The sequence below is a fragment of the Paracoccus sp. S-4012 genome, from assembly GCF_009674885.1.
Lineage (GTDB): Bacteria > Pseudomonadota > Alphaproteobacteria > Rhodobacterales > Rhodobacteraceae > Paracoccus.
Genome location: NZ_WKKA01000004.1, coordinates 164653 through 179862 on the forward strand (window position 1 = coordinate 164653; position 15210 = coordinate 179862).

At 71.5% G+C, this 15210-nt stretch carries 17 protein-coding genes; 3 read left to right on the forward strand and 14 right to left on the reverse strand.

Annotated elements, in window-relative coordinates; translation table 11 throughout:
• Positions 1 to 4 precede the first annotated feature (4 nt).
• From GI374_RS07625 to GI374_RS07665, 9 genes are all read right to left on the reverse strand, one after another.
• Complete coding sequence (locus tag GI374_RS07625) at positions 5 to 856, reverse strand: hydroxymethylglutaryl-CoA lyase (protein ID WP_154336427.1); 852 nt, start codon at positions 854 to 856, stop codon at positions 5 to 7.
• Positions 849 to 1544, reverse strand: a complete 696-nt coding sequence (locus GI374_RS07630; protein WP_154336428.1) for a glutathione S-transferase family protein — start codon at positions 1542 to 1544, stop codon at positions 849 to 851. Before GI374_RS07630 ends, GI374_RS07625 begins: the two co-directional genes overlap by 8 nt.
• Complete coding sequence (locus GI374_RS07635; RefSeq protein WP_154336429.1) at positions 1537 to 3462, reverse strand: acetyl/propionyl/methylcrotonyl-CoA carboxylase subunit alpha; 1926 nt, start codon at positions 3460 to 3462, stop codon at positions 1537 to 1539. The genes GI374_RS07630 and GI374_RS07635 overlap by 8 nt, the downstream gene beginning before the upstream one ends.
• An 85-nt stretch (positions 3463 to 3547) precedes the next feature.
• Complete coding sequence (locus GI374_RS07640; RefSeq protein WP_154336430.1) at positions 3548 to 5152, reverse strand: carboxyl transferase domain-containing protein; 1605 nt, start codon at positions 5150 to 5152, stop codon at positions 3548 to 3550.
• Between the two features lie 22 nt (positions 5153 to 5174).
• Positions 5175 to 5678 carry a lysozyme inhibitor LprI family protein gene (locus tag GI374_RS07645; protein ID WP_154336431.1) on the reverse strand — a complete coding sequence of 168 codons (504 nt, stop codon included), beginning with the start codon at positions 5676 to 5678 and terminating at the stop codon, positions 5175 to 5177.
• Positions 5678 to 6136: a DUF1622 domain-containing protein gene (locus tag GI374_RS07650; RefSeq protein ID WP_154336432.1), complete on the reverse strand. Its 459-nt coding sequence runs from the start codon at positions 6134 to 6136 to the stop codon at positions 5678 to 5680. The genes GI374_RS07645 and GI374_RS07650 overlap by 1 nt, the downstream gene beginning before the upstream one ends.
• Positions 6137 to 6155: 19 nt before the next feature.
• On the reverse strand, positions 6156 to 7316 hold the full coding sequence (locus GI374_RS07655; protein ID WP_154336433.1) for an isovaleryl-CoA dehydrogenase: 1161 nt from the start codon (positions 7314 to 7316) through the stop codon (positions 6156 to 6158).
• A 113-nt stretch (positions 7317 to 7429) separates the two neighbouring features.
• Positions 7430 to 7798 carry a histidine triad nucleotide-binding protein gene (locus tag GI374_RS07660; RefSeq protein ID WP_154336434.1) on the reverse strand — a complete coding sequence of 123 codons (369 nt, stop codon included), beginning with the start codon at positions 7796 to 7798 and terminating at the stop codon, positions 7430 to 7432.
• A 12-nt stretch (positions 7799 to 7810) separates the two neighbouring features.
• The gene (locus GI374_RS07665) at positions 7811 to 9391 is read right to left on the reverse strand and encodes a DUF5928 domain-containing protein (RefSeq protein WP_154336435.1); all 1581 of its coding nucleotides are present in this window, start codon (positions 9389 to 9391) and stop codon (positions 7811 to 7813) included.
• Between the two features lie 127 nt (positions 9392 to 9518).
• On the opposite strand from GI374_RS07665, the gene GI374_RS07670 reads away from it, so the two are divergent.
• The gene (locus GI374_RS07670) at positions 9519 to 9887 is read left to right on the forward strand and encodes an SUF system Fe-S cluster assembly protein (protein WP_154336436.1); all 369 of its coding nucleotides are present in this window, start codon (positions 9519 to 9521) and stop codon (positions 9885 to 9887) included.
• A 10-nt stretch (positions 9888 to 9897) separates the two neighbouring features.
• On the opposite strand, the gene GI374_RS07675 is transcribed toward GI374_RS07670, so the two are convergent.
• Positions 9898 to 10800: an alpha/beta fold hydrolase gene (locus tag GI374_RS07675; protein WP_195759875.1), complete on the reverse strand. Its 903-nt coding sequence runs from the start codon at positions 10798 to 10800 to the stop codon at positions 9898 to 9900.
• Between the two features lie 116 nt (positions 10801 to 10916).
• Here GI374_RS07675 and GI374_RS07680 point away from each other — a divergent pair, with 116 nt between their 5' ends.
• Positions 10917 to 11285, forward strand: coding sequence for an iron-sulfur cluster assembly accessory protein (locus tag GI374_RS07680; RefSeq protein WP_154336438.1), 369 nt, complete (start codon positions 10917 to 10919; stop codon positions 11283 to 11285).
• Between the two features lie 66 nt (positions 11286 to 11351).
• Positions 11352 to 12086: a triose-phosphate isomerase gene (gene tpiA, locus GI374_RS07685; RefSeq protein ID WP_154336439.1), complete on the forward strand. Its 735-nt coding sequence runs from the start codon at positions 11352 to 11354 to the stop codon at positions 12084 to 12086.
• 2 nt (positions 12087 to 12088) lie between these two features.
• On the opposite strand, the gene GI374_RS07690 is transcribed toward tpiA, so the two are convergent.
• Genes GI374_RS07690 through GI374_RS07705 form a run of 4 tightly spaced genes read right to left on the reverse strand, consistent with a single transcriptional unit; the run spans position 12089 to position 15169 of the window.
• Positions 12089 to 12862 carry a hypothetical protein gene (locus GI374_RS07690; RefSeq protein ID WP_154336440.1) on the reverse strand — a complete coding sequence of 258 codons (774 nt, stop codon included), beginning with the start codon at positions 12860 to 12862 and terminating at the stop codon, positions 12089 to 12091.
• Entirely contained in the window at positions 12859 to 13557 is a 699-nt protein-coding gene (locus GI374_RS07695; RefSeq protein ID WP_154336441.1) for a uracil-DNA glycosylase, read from the reverse strand. The genes GI374_RS07690 and GI374_RS07695 overlap by 4 nt, the downstream gene beginning before the upstream one ends.
• Positions 13557 to 14579, reverse strand: coding sequence for an anthranilate phosphoribosyltransferase (gene trpD / locus GI374_RS07700; protein ID WP_154336442.1), 1023 nt, complete (start codon positions 14577 to 14579; stop codon positions 13557 to 13559). Before trpD ends, GI374_RS07695 begins: the two co-directional genes overlap by 1 nt.
• Positions 14576 to 15169, reverse strand: coding sequence for an aminodeoxychorismate/anthranilate synthase component II (locus tag GI374_RS07705; RefSeq protein ID WP_154336443.1), 594 nt, complete (start codon positions 15167 to 15169; stop codon positions 14576 to 14578). The genes trpD and GI374_RS07705 overlap by 4 nt, the downstream gene beginning before the upstream one ends.
• Positions 15170 to 15210 lie beyond the last annotated feature (41 nt).

The following is a 15210-nucleotide window of genomic DNA, read 5'->3' on the forward strand; positions in this document are numbered from 1 at the left end:
CCTCTCACCCGCGCATCCCCCGCGCCATCGCCGCCGCCTCGGCCAGCACGCCCGCGTCCAGCCCGGTCTCATACCCCGCCGCCGCCAGATGCGCGGCCACCGCCTCGGTCGCCACGTTCCCCGCCGCGCCCGGCGCGTAGGGGCAACCGCCGAGCCCCCCCACCGCCGCGTCGAAGACCCGCAGCCCGCGGGCAATCGCCGCATCGATATTGGCGAGCGCCCGGCCCCCGGTGTCGTGGAAATGCCCGGCCAGCCGCTCGGGCGGCAGTTCGTCCAGCACCGCGGCCAGCATCGCGTCCACCGCCTCGGGCGTGCCGCGGCCGATGGTGTCGCTGGGCACGACCTCGTGGCAGCCGAGGTCGCGCAGCGCCGCCGCCACGCGCGCGACCGAGGCGGGCGGGGTCGGGCCGTCGAAGTGGCAGTCGGTCGCCACGCTGATGTAGCCGCGCACGGGGATGCCGTCGCGCCGCGCGGCCTCGGCCACCGGGGCGAAACGCTCGAGGCTCTCGGCGATGGAGGCGTTGAGGTTGGCGCGGCTGAAGCCCTCGGAGGCCGAGGCGAAGACCGCGACCTGATCGACGCCCGCCGCGCGCGCCGCCTCGTAGCCCTTCAGGTTCGGCGTCAAGGCTGCATAGGCAACGCCGCCGCGCCGCGCGATTCCGGCCATGACCTCGGCTGCATCCGCCATCTGCGGCACCCATTTCGGGCTGACGAAACTCGTGACCTCGATGCGGCGGAAGCCCGCCCGGCTCAGCAGGTCCACGAGGGCGATCTTCTCGGCTGCAGGGATCTGCCGGGCCTCGTTCTGAAGCCCGTCGCGCGGACCCGTCTCGAAGATCTCGACGAACTCAGCCATCCGGCAACTCGTAGAAATCGCGGTCGTAGAGCACCGGCTGATCCGCCCCCGGCAGCGAGGCCCGGAAGGCAGGGCGTTCGGCGCAGCGGGCGACATAGGCCACCAGCGGCTCGCTCAGCCGCACGAAGCGGCCGGCGGTCCAGACCGACCAGCCGACCGCGCAATCCACGCCCGAAAAGCCGCCGGCCATCAGCCAGTCCTGCCCCTCGACCGTCTGCTCGACCAGCCGCAGCGTGCGCCCCAGCCGCGCCGTCTCCAGCTTCATCACCGTGAGCGAGCGCGTGGCGGGATCGCGCAGCATCAGGTGACTCTGCGTCAGGGCGGCGATGTGCTGGCCGATGGTTTCCGCGAAATGCAGCCAGTCGAGCCAGCCGAGCCGCCCCTCCTCCCCCGGCGCGCGCCAGAGGTGCTGCCCCCGCGTCTCGCAGAGATATTCGATCATGGCGCCGGATTCGTGGATGATGGTGCCGTCCACCTTCAGCGCCGGGGCGCGGCCGACCGGGTGGATGGCGGCGTATTCCGCCTCGCGCATCTGCTTGCTCGTGATGTCGAGCAGCTTCACTGCGAACGGCAGTTCCAACTCGTTCAGCAGCCACATGACCCGCATCGAGCGCGACAGCGGGACGTGCCAGAGGGTGATGCCGCCGTCGTCCTCGACTTGGCCGCCCTCGGGGGATGCGTCACTCATCCTCGTCCTCCAGCCGGATCAGCGGCGCGCCTGCCTCGACCTGCGCGCCCGCCTCCGCCAGCACCTCGGCCACGGTACCGTCGCGGGCGGCGGTCAGCGTGTGCTCCATCTTCATCGCTTCGAGGATCGCCAGCCGGTCGCCCGCCGCCACCTGCTGCCCGGCTGCGACGAAGACCGCCTTGACCAGCCCCGGCATCGGCGAGAGCGTGAGCGCAGCCCCCGCGGCCTCGGTATGGCGGTCGAGCGGGTCCTGCGGCACCAGCGTCAGGCTGCGGCCGCCGAAGACGCTGACGCCCGCGTCATGGGTCACGATCCGCGAGCGGCGCGGGCTGCCATCCACCCACCAGCGGCCGCCCTCCCAGGCGATCTCATGCGCGGCGCGGTCGAGCGTCACGCGGGCGCGACCGGGGCCGAGAACCTCGACCACGCCCTCGCCGCCCTCCCATGTCACCGTGCGTCTGAGCGGTGCCCAGAGCGTGACGCCACCCCGCACCTCCGGCGCGTGCAGCCCCGCGACGCCCAGCAACGCGAGCGCCTGCGTCTCGGGCGGCGGCTCGGCCTGATCCAGCAGCGCGTCGAGGTCGCGGGCGATGAGGCCGGTGTCCACCTCGCCGCGGCGGAAGCCGTCGTGTCGGGTGAGGGCGATGAGGAAGTCGAGGTTGGTGACGGTGCCCGCGACCTCGGTGTCGGTCAGCGCGGTTTCGAGCGCGCGCAACGCGATGGCGCGGGTCGGGCCGTGGGTGATGACCTTGGCGATCATCGGATCGTACCACGGGCTGATGCTGTCGCCCTGCCGCACGCCGGTCTCGTTGCGGGCGTTCTCGGCGAAGCGCAGATGCGCGAGGCGGCCGGTCGCGGGGAGGAAGCCCGCGGGCACGTCCTCGGCATAGAGCCGCGCCTCGAAGGCGTGGCCGGTGATCGTCAGCTCGTCCTGGCGCTTCGGCAGCGGCTCGCCCGAGGCGACGCGGAGTTGCCATTCCACAAGGTCGATGCCGGTGATCGCCTCGGTCACGGGGTGCTCGACCTGCAGGCGGGTGTTCATCTCCATGAACCAGAAGCCGTCCGGCCGGAGGCCGCGCGAGCCGTCCACGATGAACTCGATCGTCCCCGCGCCGCTGTAGCCAATCGCCTCCGCCGCGCGGACGGCGGCCTGCCCCATCGCGGCGCGCATTTCGGGCGTCATGCCCGGCGCGGGCGCTTCCTCGATCACCTTCTGGTGGCGGCGCTGCAGGGAACAGTCACGCTCGAACATGTGGACGGCGCGGGTGCCGTCGCCGAAGACCTGCACCTCGATATGGCGCGGCTGCTCGATGTATTTCTCGATCAGCACGGCGGGGTTGCCGAAGGCGGTCGTGGCCTCGCCCCGGGCCGAGGCGAGGGCGTCGGTGAAATCCGCCGGCCGGTCTACGCGGCGCATGCCCTTGCCGCCGCCGCCCGCCACGGCCTTGATGAGGACCGGCCAGCCGATCCGCGCGGCCTCTTGCGCGAGCCGGCCGGCGTCCTGATCCGCGCCGTGGTAGCCGGGGACCACCGGAACGCCTGCCTCCTCCATCAGCGCCTTGGCGGCGTCCTTCAGCCCCATGGCCCGGATCGCGGCGGCCGAGGGACCGATGAAGACCAGCCCGGCGACGGTCACGGCATCCACGAAATCCGGGTTCTCGCTGAGGAAACCGTAGCCCGGATGGATCGCCTCCGCGCCGGTCGCCTGCGCCGCGGCGATGATCGCCTCGCCGCGCAGGTAGCTGTCCTTCGGCGCGGGGCCGCCGATATGTACCGCCTCGTCGGCCAGCGCGACATGCCGCGCGGCGCGGTCGGCGTCGGAATAGACGGCGACCGTCGGCACGCCGAGGCGGCGGCAGGTGTCGATCACCCGGCAGGCGATCTCGCCGCGGTTGGCGATCAGGATCTTGCTGAACATGCGGCGCCTCTCTCGTGGAAAGGCCGGGGGCTGCGCGCCCCCGGACCCCGCGGGATATTTTCGGACAGAAGAAGGGGCACGGGCGTCACATCCTGAAGACGCCGAAGCGCGTCGGCTCGATCGGGGCGTTGAGGCTCGCTCGCAGGCTCAGCGCCAGCACGTCGCGGGTCTTGCGCGGGTCCACCACGCCGTCGTCCCAGAGGCGGGCGGAGGCGTAGAGCGGATGCGACTGGCGCTCGAACATCTCGATCGTGGGGCGCTTGAATGCGGCCTCCTCCTCGGCGGACCAAGTGCCGCCCTTGCGCTCGATCCCCTCGCGGCGGACGGTGGCGAGCACGCCCGCCGCCTGCTCGCCGCCCATGACGCTGATGCGCGAGTTGGGCCAGGTCCAGAGGAAGCGCGGCGAATAGGCGCGGCCGGCCATGCCGTAGTTGCCGGCGCCGAAGCTGCCGCCGACCAGCATGGTGATCTTCGGGACCGAGGTGGTGGCGACCGCCGTCACCATCTTGGCGCCGTGGCGGGCGATGCCCTCGTTCTCGTATCTGCGGCCCACCATGAAGCCGGTGATGTTCTGGAGAAACACCAAGGGAATGCCGCGCTGCGAGCAGAGCTCGATGAAATGCGCGCCCTTCACGGCGGATTCGCTGAAGAGGACGCCGTTGTTGGCGACGATGCCGACGGGGCAGCCCTCGACATGGGCGAAGCCGGTGACGAGGGTCTCGCCGAAGCGCGCCTTGAACTCGTCGAAGCGCGAGCCGTCCACGACGCGGACGATGACCTCGCGGATGTCGTAGGGGGTGCGGAGGTCGGCGGGAACGATGCCGAGGATGTCATCGGGGTCGAGCGCGGGCGGCTCGGGCGATTGCCACACCACCGTCTGCGGCATGCGGCGGTTGAGATGCTCGACGGCCCGCCGCGCGAGGGCGAGCGCATGGGCGTCGTCCTCGGCCAGATAATCGGCCACGCCCGAGAGCCGCGTGTGGACGTCGCCGCCGCCGAGGTCCTCGGCGCTGACGACCTCGCCGGTGGCGGCGCGCACCAGCGGCGGGCCGGCGAGGAAGATCGTGCCCTGCTCGCGCACGATGATGGTCACGTCCGACATGGCCGGAACATAGGCCCCGCCCGCGGTGCATGACCCCATCACGACGGCGATCTGCGGGATGCCCTTCGCGGACATATTGGCCTGGTTGTAGAAGATGCGGCCGAAATGGTCGCGGTCGGGGAAGACCTCGTCCTGCTGCGGCAGGTTCGCGCCGCCCGAGTCCACCAGATAGATGCAGGGCAGGTGGCAGGTTTCGGCGATCTCCTGCGCGCGGAGGTGCTTCTTCACCGTCATCGGGTAGTAGGTGCCGCCCTTCACGGTGGCGTCGTTGGCGACCACCATGACGTCGAGGCCATGCACCCGCCCCACCCCGGCGATGATCCCCGCGCCGGGGGCATCGCCGTCATACATGCCATGCGCCGCCGTCGCGCCGATCTCGAGGAAGGGCGAGCCAGGGTCGAGCAGGTTCGCCACCCGCTCGCGCGGGGGCATCTTGCCGCGGGCGGTGTGGCGGGCGGTGGCCTGCGCGCCGCCCCCGGCCGCGGCGGCGTCCACGGCCTCCCGGATGGTGGCCAGCATTGCCAGATGCGCCTCGCGGTTCTGGCGGAAGGCGTCGGAGGACGGCAGGGCGGCGGAGCGGAGTTTCATCGCGGGAACCTCATGGATGCGGTCACGGCCCCTGCTCCGCCATGCGCGCGGCGTCGAGCGAGAGCGCGCGGCGGGCGGTCGCCTCCATCGCGCATTCGGCCTCCGCCGCGGCGGAGGCCTCGCCGTGGAAGCCCTGCGCGAACCAGGCGCATTCCGCTTCGCGCCAGGCGGCCCAGGAGGATTGCGCCGTCTCGAGGGCATCGGCGCGGCGCGGCCCCTCGGGCGCGGCGTCGTCGGTCGCGGCGGCGGAGGCGCGCAGAGCGGCCAGGGCCTCGTCGAGGCGAGCCTGCCATTGCGCCCCCTCGGCCGCGTAGCAGGCGGCGACGGCCACCGCGGTGCCGTTCAGCGCGCCCTCGAGGCAGAGCGAGGCGGCGATGCCGATGCAGTCGGCGCGCGCCTCCCCGTCGCGGGCGGCGTGGCAGGCGTCGAGGACGCGCGGGTCGTAGCCGTCCGGGGCGGGTGCGTCCTGCGCCGCCGCAGGACCGGCGAGCGCCGCGGCCAGCAGGGCCATTCGCACGACCGCCATCACCCGCCTCCCCCGGCAACCCGGCGCTCGGTCTCCGCGCCTTCGTCCGGCCCGCGCTCCAGCGATCTGCGGACGCCCTCCAGCTCGCGCTCGAGGAAGAACGAGATGACCGAGCGGACCACGACGAGCAGTCCCAGGAACACCAGATCGGCCATCGCCAGGCTGATCGCGGTGTGGATGATGTCGGCCACGATCAGGATTTCGAGCCCGGCGAGGATGTAGCGCCCAAGCCCGATCCTTGCGGCGTTGACCCCGCGCACCCGCGCCTCGGGGCCGCCGATCTCGGCCTTGAGGAAGCCCGCGACGAAGCGCAGCGCCCCGACCAGCAGGACCGCGACCGCGAAGAGGTTGATCCCTGTGGCGGCCCATTCCAGAGCCTCGACCAGCCAGTCGAAGCGCTGATGCAGGATGCTGCCCTCGCGCACATAGTCGAAGAAGCCGGTGGTCTCGCGCTCCATCAGGCTGCCGCCGCGCCGATCATCCGGCCGCCATCATTTCGCGCCCGATCAGCATCCGACGGATTTCCGAGGTGCCGGCGCCGATCTCCATCAGCTTGGCATCGCGGAACAGGCGGCTGACCGCGCTGTCGTTGAGGAACCCCGCGCCCCCGAGCGCCTGCACCGCCTGATGCGCCTGCACCATCGCCTGCTCGGAGGCGTAGAGGACCGCCGCCGCCGCATCCATCCGCGTCACCCGCCCGGCGTCGCACTGGCGCGCGACCGCATAGACGAAGGCCCGCGCGGTCTGGAGCGCGGTATACATGTCGGCGATCTTGCCCTGCATCAGCTGGAAGCTGCCGATCGGCTGGCCGAACTGCAGCCGCTCGCGCAGGTAGGGCATCACCTCGTCGAGGCAGGCTGCCATGATGCCGGTGCCGATGCCCGAGAGGACCAGCCGCTCATAGTCGAGGCCGGACATGAGGACGCGGACGCCGCGCCCCTCCTCGCCCAGCACGTTCTCGATCGGGACCTCGGCCTCCTCGAAGATCAACTCGCCGGTGTTCGAGCCGCGCATGCCGAGCTTGTCGAGATGCGGTCCTTGCGTGAAGCCGGTCGTTCCCTTCTCGACCAGGAAGGCGGTGATGCCGCGGCTGCCCGCCTCCGGGTCGGTCTTGGCATAGACCACCAGCACATCGGCGTCAGGCCCGTTGGTGATCCAGTATTTGGAGCCGTTGAGGATGTAGCGGTCGTTGCGCTTCTCGGCCCTGAGCTTCATGCCGACCACGTCCGACCCGGCGCCGGTCTCGGACATCGCCAGCGCGCCGACATGCTCGCCCGAGCAGAGGCCGGGCAGATACCGGCGCTTCTGCTCCTCGGTGCCGTTCAGCTTGATCTGGTTCACGCACAAGTTGGAATGGGCGCCGTAGCTGAGGCTGACGGAGGCCGAGGCGCGGGCGATCTCCTCGGTGGCGATCACATGGGCGAGGTAGCCCATGCCGCTGCCGTCGTATTCCTCAGGGACGGTCATTCCGAGGAGGCCGAGCTCGCCCATCTCGCGCCAGAGTTCATGGGGAAAGACGTTTCCGGCATCGATGGCTGCGGCCAGGGGCTTCACGCGCTCCTGCGCCCAGCGGTGGACCATGTCGCGCAGCGCCGTGACATCCTCGCCCAGATCGAAGTCCATCGCCGGCGTGAACATGCAGCCCCTCCCAGGGTAATTGAACGCCCGTTCAGTTCCTCGGGCTTATGCCGCGCATGCCGCCGCCGCGTCAAGCGAGTCGCTCGGGAGCTTAACGGCCCCACCGGCGCCGGTCATCTCTCCGGCAGCATCCGCCCGAGGCGCCGGCCGCCGAGGATGTGCAGATGCAGATGCGGCACCTCCTGCACGCCGTTTGTCCCGGCGTTCGAAATGACGCGGAACCCCTCCTCGGCCACCCCCGCCTCGCGCGCCACGCGGCCGGCGGTGCGGATGAAATCGACGATCTCGGCCTCGCTCGCGTTCTCGGCGAAGTCGGTGAAGTCGCGATACGCCCCTTTGGGGATCACCAGCACATGCGTCGGCGCCTGCGGCCGGATATCGCGGAACGCGAGGCTGTGCTCGGTCTCGGCGGCGGTGTCGTTGGGGATCTCGCCGCGCAGGATGCGGGCGAACACGTTCTCGTCGTCATAGCTCTCGGGCATCGGTCTCTCCGGTCAGTCGGCGAACAGGGCGGGCGCCGCGTCCAGCACATTCTGCGCGGCTTTCGGCGCAATATCGAGGAAGGCGGCGAGGGCGGCGGCGTTTTCCGCGGCACCGGCATCGCGGCCGATGGTGTGGAAATGCGCAAGGTCAAGGTCGCGCAGCCGCTCGACCTCGAGTTCCAGCTCCGTCCGCGCAGCGGCTATGAGGCCGTCCATCACCTCGCGCGGCGCATCAGCGGCGGCGAGGCCCGCGCGCACGATATGCCCGCGGAGATAGGCGTCATCGAAGGGCGTCTCGATCAGCAGCAGCCGAGTCTCGACGCGGTCGGCGGCGAGGTCGGTCACGACGCCATAGGCATGGGGATCAAGGCAGATCACCAGCCGCTTGCGGCCGAACCGCTCGAACAGCAGCCGGATCAGCGCCCGCCGGTGCCGCTCGCGCTTGGGCAGGCTGGTCTCGATCCCGCCAAGGTCGGGCAGATGCGCGTCGAGTTCGTTGAAGAGGTAATCGACGGCGGGCAACCGGGTCTCGGCCCGGATCGCCGCCGCCAGGCGCTTGGCAATGTGCCATTGCTTGCAGACCACGATCAGCAGCCGATGGCTGCGTCGCAGGTTGTCGGCCCGCTCCCAGAAGCGCGGGGCGAAGCGACGCCCCTCGCGGCCCCGGCGGGTGAGAAAGCGGTAGAGCGCCGGTCCCTCGCCCGAGATCGGGAGGCTGCGCCCGGTCTCGGTCCAGAGCGCGCCGAGACGCGCCCGCAGGTCCTCGGCCTCGGGGCTGATCTTGCGGGCGAAGAGGTAGTCCTGTCCCAGCAGCAGGTCGTGGTGGTCGTCGTGGAAGACCACGGGCATGCCGTAGTCGGTGAACATGAGGAACGTCAGCGTCCGCCGCCGGATCTCCTCGCGCGGGACGAGGTGGTTCACGAGGCTCTGGAAGAAGGTCTCGTCGGGGATCCAGGTGGTACGAAAGAAGCGCGGGATGTCGGGCCGTTCGGCGCAGAGGGCGAGGATCTTCTCCACCGTCGCGCGGCGCAGGCACCACCATTGCGAGCCGATCATCATCCTGAGCCCCTGCGGCAGCGGCCGGGTCAGGCCGAGGCGGCGCTGAACCTCGTAGAAGAGGTAGAACAGCCGCTTGTTGGTGCGCTCGTTGAAGGGATGGCGGTAGATCAGCCGCTCCTCGCGGAAGCCGGTCTTGATCCAGCCCGAGGTGAAGAAGTCGAAGCTCTCGATGAAGTCGGCGTCCTCGCGGTCGAGCCAGGCATGGACGTATTCGGCCGGCTTGATCGGCATGCAGTCGCCGGAGAGCATGTAGAAATGCGTCGCCGCCGGAAAACCCGTCAGCGCCGCGCGCAAGGCCGCGAGGGTGGCCGCGACCAGCGACCACTGGCCCCAGCCGCAACGGTGGCGGCGGGCGGCGAAGGCGACGTTGGGGTTGTCACCAAGCGCGCCGCGGATCGCGGCGAAGTCCTCGGGTCTCGCACGGCGATCGAAATGGATCGCGACGAAGTCTCCCGTCGCGGTCAGCCGCTGCGCCTGCGCGATCACGCCGCGGGGGTCCTTGTGGGCGAGGAGCAGGAAGGCGATCTTCGCCATGAGAAATCCCGGAGGAGGCGGTCGCACTGCGTCTTGGCCGATTTCCGGCGGCGCGGCAAGCCGGCGGGCTGGACCGGGGCCGGGTCAAGACCTATATGATCGGTCGGATATTGCGAAGGAGCGGCAGATGCAGCCTCAGACCGCCGCGGCGCCCGCCGAGGGCAAGCCGCTCATCGAACCCTCGACCGTGGACCATCCGCTCTACGACAGCGTGGTGGAAGCCTGCCGGTCGGTTTACGACCCCGAGATCCCGGTCAACATCTATGACCTCGGCCTGATCTACACGATCACCATCGACGACGCGAACGAGGTCACGATCCGCATGAGCCTCACGGCGCCGGGCTGCCCGGTCGCGGGCGAGATGCCCGGCTGGGTCGCGGATGCGGTGAACGCGATTCCCGGCGTGAGGCAGGTGGACGTGCACATGACCTTCGACCCGCCCTGGGGGATGGACATGATGTCGGACGAGGCGCGGCTGGAACTCGGGTTCATCTGACCGCGGGGCGTCAAGGCGTGAGCGCCGCCTCCCCCGCCAGGATCAGCCCCGCGGTGAACTGAGGCGCTTCCATGGGCAGGAAATGCGTGTGCTGCGGCAGCGGCAGGTCGCGGCCGTAGGGCAGCGCCGCCGCGAGGTCGGGATCGGTCGGCGAGAAGCGGAAATCGCGGCTGTCGGCCTCCGTTTGCGGCGGCATGGCGCGGATGACCAGCGCGGGCTGACCCACCTGTGGCAGCAGTTCGTGGACATGCGCAAAGCCCAGCATCGTGTCATAGACCCGCGCCTCCCATTCCGGCGCGCAGGCGAGGGTGACGCCGCCGTCCTTGGCCGGGCGGGTGCCGTGGGTGCAGTAGTCCCTGAGGACGGCGCGATCGAACAGCGCATAGGGCACCCGCGCGCCCAGCGCGGCCTGCATCGCGGCGGCGTCCTCGAAGCGGGCGCGGCGGCGGGCGATGGGGTGGGTGCCGCCGGGAGGGGTCGCCATCGGGTTGATGCCTTCGCGATAGTGGCGGATCGGGGGCACCACCGGGTCGATCAGGATCAGCCGGCCGATGCGCTCCGCCGCCCGCCCCGCGGCGGCGATCAGCGCCGCCGCGCCGCCCATCGAGTGACCGACCACCGTCGCATCCCCAAGGTCCAGCCGCTCCAGCACCGCGGCAAGGTCGTCCGCGAAGTCGCGCCAGTCGGTGAGTGGCGGCGCGTCGCTGCCGCCGTGGCCGCGCTGATCGACCGCGATGACGCGGCGCTGCCCCAGCCCCGCGACCACGCGGTCCCAAATGCGGCCGTGAAAGCCAGTGGCATGGAGCAGCACCAGCGGCGGCCCGGCCTGCGCCGCGCCCCATTCATGCAGCGCGAGGGTCACGTCGCCGCGTGCCAGCCGCGTGCTGACCGGCCCCTTCTCCGTTCCGGTCATGCGAGTCCCTCCTGCGAAACCGACGCGACTAGCAACGCGAGCGCGCCGCAAGTCAACCATGCCCGGCTTGCGGCAGAGGCCCGCCACCCCTACCTTGAGCCCAAAGGAGCGCGTCCATGTTCTCGATCCCCGGCAAGTCGCCCGTCACCATGACCCCCGCCGCCGAGGCGCGCATCGCCGCGCTGATGGCGTCGAAGGGGGCCTTCGGTCTGCGCATCGGCCTCAAGAAGGGCGGCTGCGCGGGCATGGAATACACCATGGAACTGGCCGAGACGGCGAACCCCTCCGAGGAGGTGATCGAGCAGGGCGCCGCCCGCGTCCTCGTCGCGCCGATGGCGCAGATGTTCCTCTTCGGGACCGAGATCGACTTCGAGACGGGCCTGCTCGACTCTGGCTTCCGCTTCCGCAACCCCAATGTCACCGACGCCTGCGGCTGCGGCGAGTCGGTGGCCTTTTCGGTCGAGGGCAGCCGAGCGCCGGCGTGACGCCGCGCCCTTGATCCCCGCCTCACGCTCGCCTACCCCCGGTCCCGCACCAGACAGGAGGGCGACATGGCGCCGCGGAAACTTGCAGCCGGCAACTGGAAGATGAACGGCACCACGGCCTCGCTGGCCGAGGTTGATGCCCTCACCGCGCCCGAGGGCTGCGGCGTGCTGATCTGCCCGCCCGCGACCCTGATCGCCGCCATGGCCGCGCAGGTGCAGGGCGGCGTCATGGTTGGCGGACAGGACTGCCACGCGAAGGCGTCCGGCGCGCATACCGGCGACATCTCGGCCGCGCAGCTGAAGGACGCGGGCGCAAGCCATGTGATCCTCGGCCATTCCGAGCGCCGCGCCGATCACGGCGAGACCGACGCCCAGGTCGCCGCCAAGGCCGGGGCGGCGCATGGGATGGGCCTGACCGCGATCATCTGCGTGGGCGAGACCGACGCGCAGCGTGACGCCGGCGAGACGCTGGACGTGATCGCGCGCCAGCTTGCCGGATCGGTTCCGGAAGGGGCCAGCGCCGGCAACACGGTGATCGCCTATGAGCCGGTCTGGGCCATCGGCTCGGGCCGCACGCCGACCGCCGAGCAGATCGCCGAGGTTCACGCGCTGATGCGCGAGAGGCTTTCCGCGCGCTTCGAGGATGGCGCCGACATGACACTGCTCTACGGCGGCTCGGTGAAAGCCTCGAACGCCAGGGAAATCTTCGCCATTGCCCATGTGAACGGCGCGCTCGTCGGCGGGGCCAGCCTCAAGGCGGCGGACTTCGCCCCGATCGTGGCGGCGCTCGCGGCCGCCTGACGCTAGAGGTCCGACATCATCCGCCGGGCGGCCTCCAGCCGCTCCTTCGGGGCGAGCGGGAAGACCCGGCCGTCGTTCACCTCGACCATGCGCCGCAGGACGGTATCGTGCTCGAGCAGACGACCCAGCACCTCGCGGGTGAATGGCGCCGCCGCGGCCTTCATCGTCAGGACCGCGTTGGCGCGGTCGAGCAGGTTGGCGATCATGTCGCCCTTGCCGACCCAGTAGCAGATCACCCCGTCAAACAGCGGCCCGCCAGCGACGAAGGCCCGCTCCGGCGGCCAGGGGCGCGGGGCGGTGAACATCCGGCGCTCGGTCTCGGCCAGCTTGACGAAGTTGGCGATCAGCGTGCCGGACAGCCCGATGGCCCGGTCGCGCGGCGTGCCGAAATCGCAGAAGGTGTCGCAGACGGAGGTGAGCCAGCGCAGGTTCATCTCGGGCGCGACCACCGGCCCGTGCTCGGCGGTGATGCGGTGGAAGAGGGTCAGTGCGGCGCGGCTTTTCGGCTGACGGCGCAGGGCGACGATGCAGCAGGCGAGCAGATGCGCGATCCGCAGGCGGCCCGCGAACTCGGGCTGCAGATCGCGGAAATGCCGCGCGAGGTCGCGGCGGCGACCGGCCCAGGTCGGACCCTCGGGCCCGGGGATGCGGGCCTCGAGGAACGGCGCGAGGTCGGCATCGGGCGGGGGCAGCGCAGCCGCCGACGACTTCGGCGGCGTGGTCGCGGAGAGCCCGGGCCAGACCGCGCGCACCGCCTCCTCTGGGGCGTCGCTCATGCGCCGGTCCAGTCGATCGCCGGGGGGCGATGCTCTGCCAGCCAGGCATTCACCCGGCTGAACGGGCGCGAGCCGAAGAAGCCGCGCCGGGCCGAGAGCGGCGAGGGATGCGGGCTCGCGGCCACGAAGTCGGCGGCGCGCGGCAGGCCCTCGACGGCTTTCGCCGCCTGGGCGCCCCAGAGGACGAAGGCCAGCGGCCCGTGGCGCTGCGTCTCGGCCACGGCCTCGCGCGCGAGCGGCTGCCAGCCGAGGCGCGCATGGCCGCCGGCGGCGCCGGCCGGCACCGAGAGGCAGGTGTTGAGAAGCAGCACCCCTTGCCGGGCGAGATGGCCGAGATGGCCGTCGCGGGGGCGCGTCCCGAGGTCGGCCTCCATCTCGGCGAAGATGTTGGCCAGCGAGCGGGGCGGCGCGATCCCCGGCGCGACCGAGAAGGCGAGGCCGTCCGCATGGCCGGGCGTCGGATAGGGGTCCTGCCCGAGGATCACCACGCGAACCGCAGACGGCGGAACAGCCTCGAACGCGGCAAAAACCCGCGCGGGGCCGGGAAGCCAGGCACCCTCCCCCGCCAGCCGCCGGGAAAGCGCGGGCCAGGTGTCGTGGAAGAACGGCAGATGCGCCCATGCCGCGGGCGGGATCGGCGCGCTCGCCCGCGAGGGCGCATCCCCTTGCGACACGGCGGCTCGTCCGGCCTGCATCAATCCTCGCGCGGCGCAGGCTGCGCCGTTGCGAGCGCCCGGAGCCGCGCGAGCGCCGCGCCGGAATCGAGGCTCTCGGCCGCCCGCGCCGCGCCCTCGCGCAGGTCTGCCGCCACGCCCGCCACCACCAGCGCACCGGCCGCATTCAGCAGCACCGCGTCGCGATAGGCGCCGCGCTCGCCGTCGAGCAGGCGGCGCAGGGCGGCGGCGTTCTCGGCCGGGTTGCCCCCGACGATCCGCTCGAACGGATGCTCGGGCAGGCCCGCATCGGCGGGCGTCACCTCGAACTCCGTCACCGCGCCGTCCTTCAGCGCCGCCACCTGCGAGGGGCCCGCGATCGACAGCTCGTCGGTGCCGTCGCGGCCGTGGACCAGCCAGGCGGCCTCGGAGCCGAGCGCATCCAGCACCTCGGCCATCGGCCGGATCCAGTCGGCCGAGAACACGCCCGTCAGCTGCCGCCGCACGCCTGCGGGGTTGGTGAGCGGGCCGAGGATGTTGAAGATCGTGCGCGTTCCCAGTTCGGTTCGCGCCGGGCCGACATGGCGCATGGCGGGATGGTGGCTGGTCGCCATCATGAAGCAGATGCCGCAATCGGCGAGGACCTGCGCCGCGGCCGAGACGGGCGCGGCGATGTCGATGCCGAGATGGCTCAGCGCATCGGCCGAGCCGGATTTCGAGCTGAGATTGCGGTTGCCGTGCTTGGCGACCGGCACGCCCGCGCCCGCGACCACGAAGGCCGCGGCGGTCGAGATGTTCAGCGTGCCCTTGCCGTCGCCGCCGGTGCCGACGATGTCGATGGCCCCCTGCGGCGCTTTGACGCGGTGCATCCGGGCGCGCATCGCGCGGGAGGCCGCGGCGATCTCCTCCACCGTCTCGCCGCGCACGCGCATGGCCATCAGGAGGCCGCCGATCTGGGCCGGGGTCGCGGCGCCGTCGAAGAGGGCGCCGAAGGCCGCCTCCGCCTCGTCGCCCGTAAGGGGCCGGGCGGCGGCAAGCCCGATGAGCGGGCGGATGTCGGTCATGCGGCGGCCCTCTCGGGGCCGTTGCAGCGGGACAGGAAGGTCTCGATCATGGCGCGGCCGTGCTGGCTGGCGATGCTCTCGGGGTGGAACTGCAGGCCCTCGACGGGGAGGCTGCGGTGGATCAGGCCCATGATGGTGCCGTCGTCTGCGGTGGCGGTCACGCGCAGGCAGTCGGGCAGGCTTCCCGGTTCGACGCAGAGGGAATGGTAGCGCGTCGCCTCGAGGGGCGAGGGCAGGCCCGCGAAGACGCCGCTGCCGTCATGGGCGATGCGGTCGGTCTTGCCGTGGACCGGGCGGACCGCCGGGACCACGCGGCCGCCGAAGGCCTCGCCGATGGCCTGATGGCCGAGGCAGACGCCGAGCACGGGCAGCCCCGCCTCGGCGGCGGCGCGGATCAGCGGCACGCAGATGCCGGCGCGGGCCGGGTTGCACGGGCCGGGCGAGATGACCAGCCCGGATGCGCCGAGGGCCAGCGCCTGCTCGACGGTCAGGCTGTCGTTGCGGTGGACGGCGACCTCGGCCCGGGCCGCGCCCAGCAGGTGGACGAGGTTCCAGGTGAAGCTGTCGTAATTGTCGATCAGCAGGATCATGACGGATGTCCGGTCGCGGGTTGTTACCCCGGCGGGGCGAT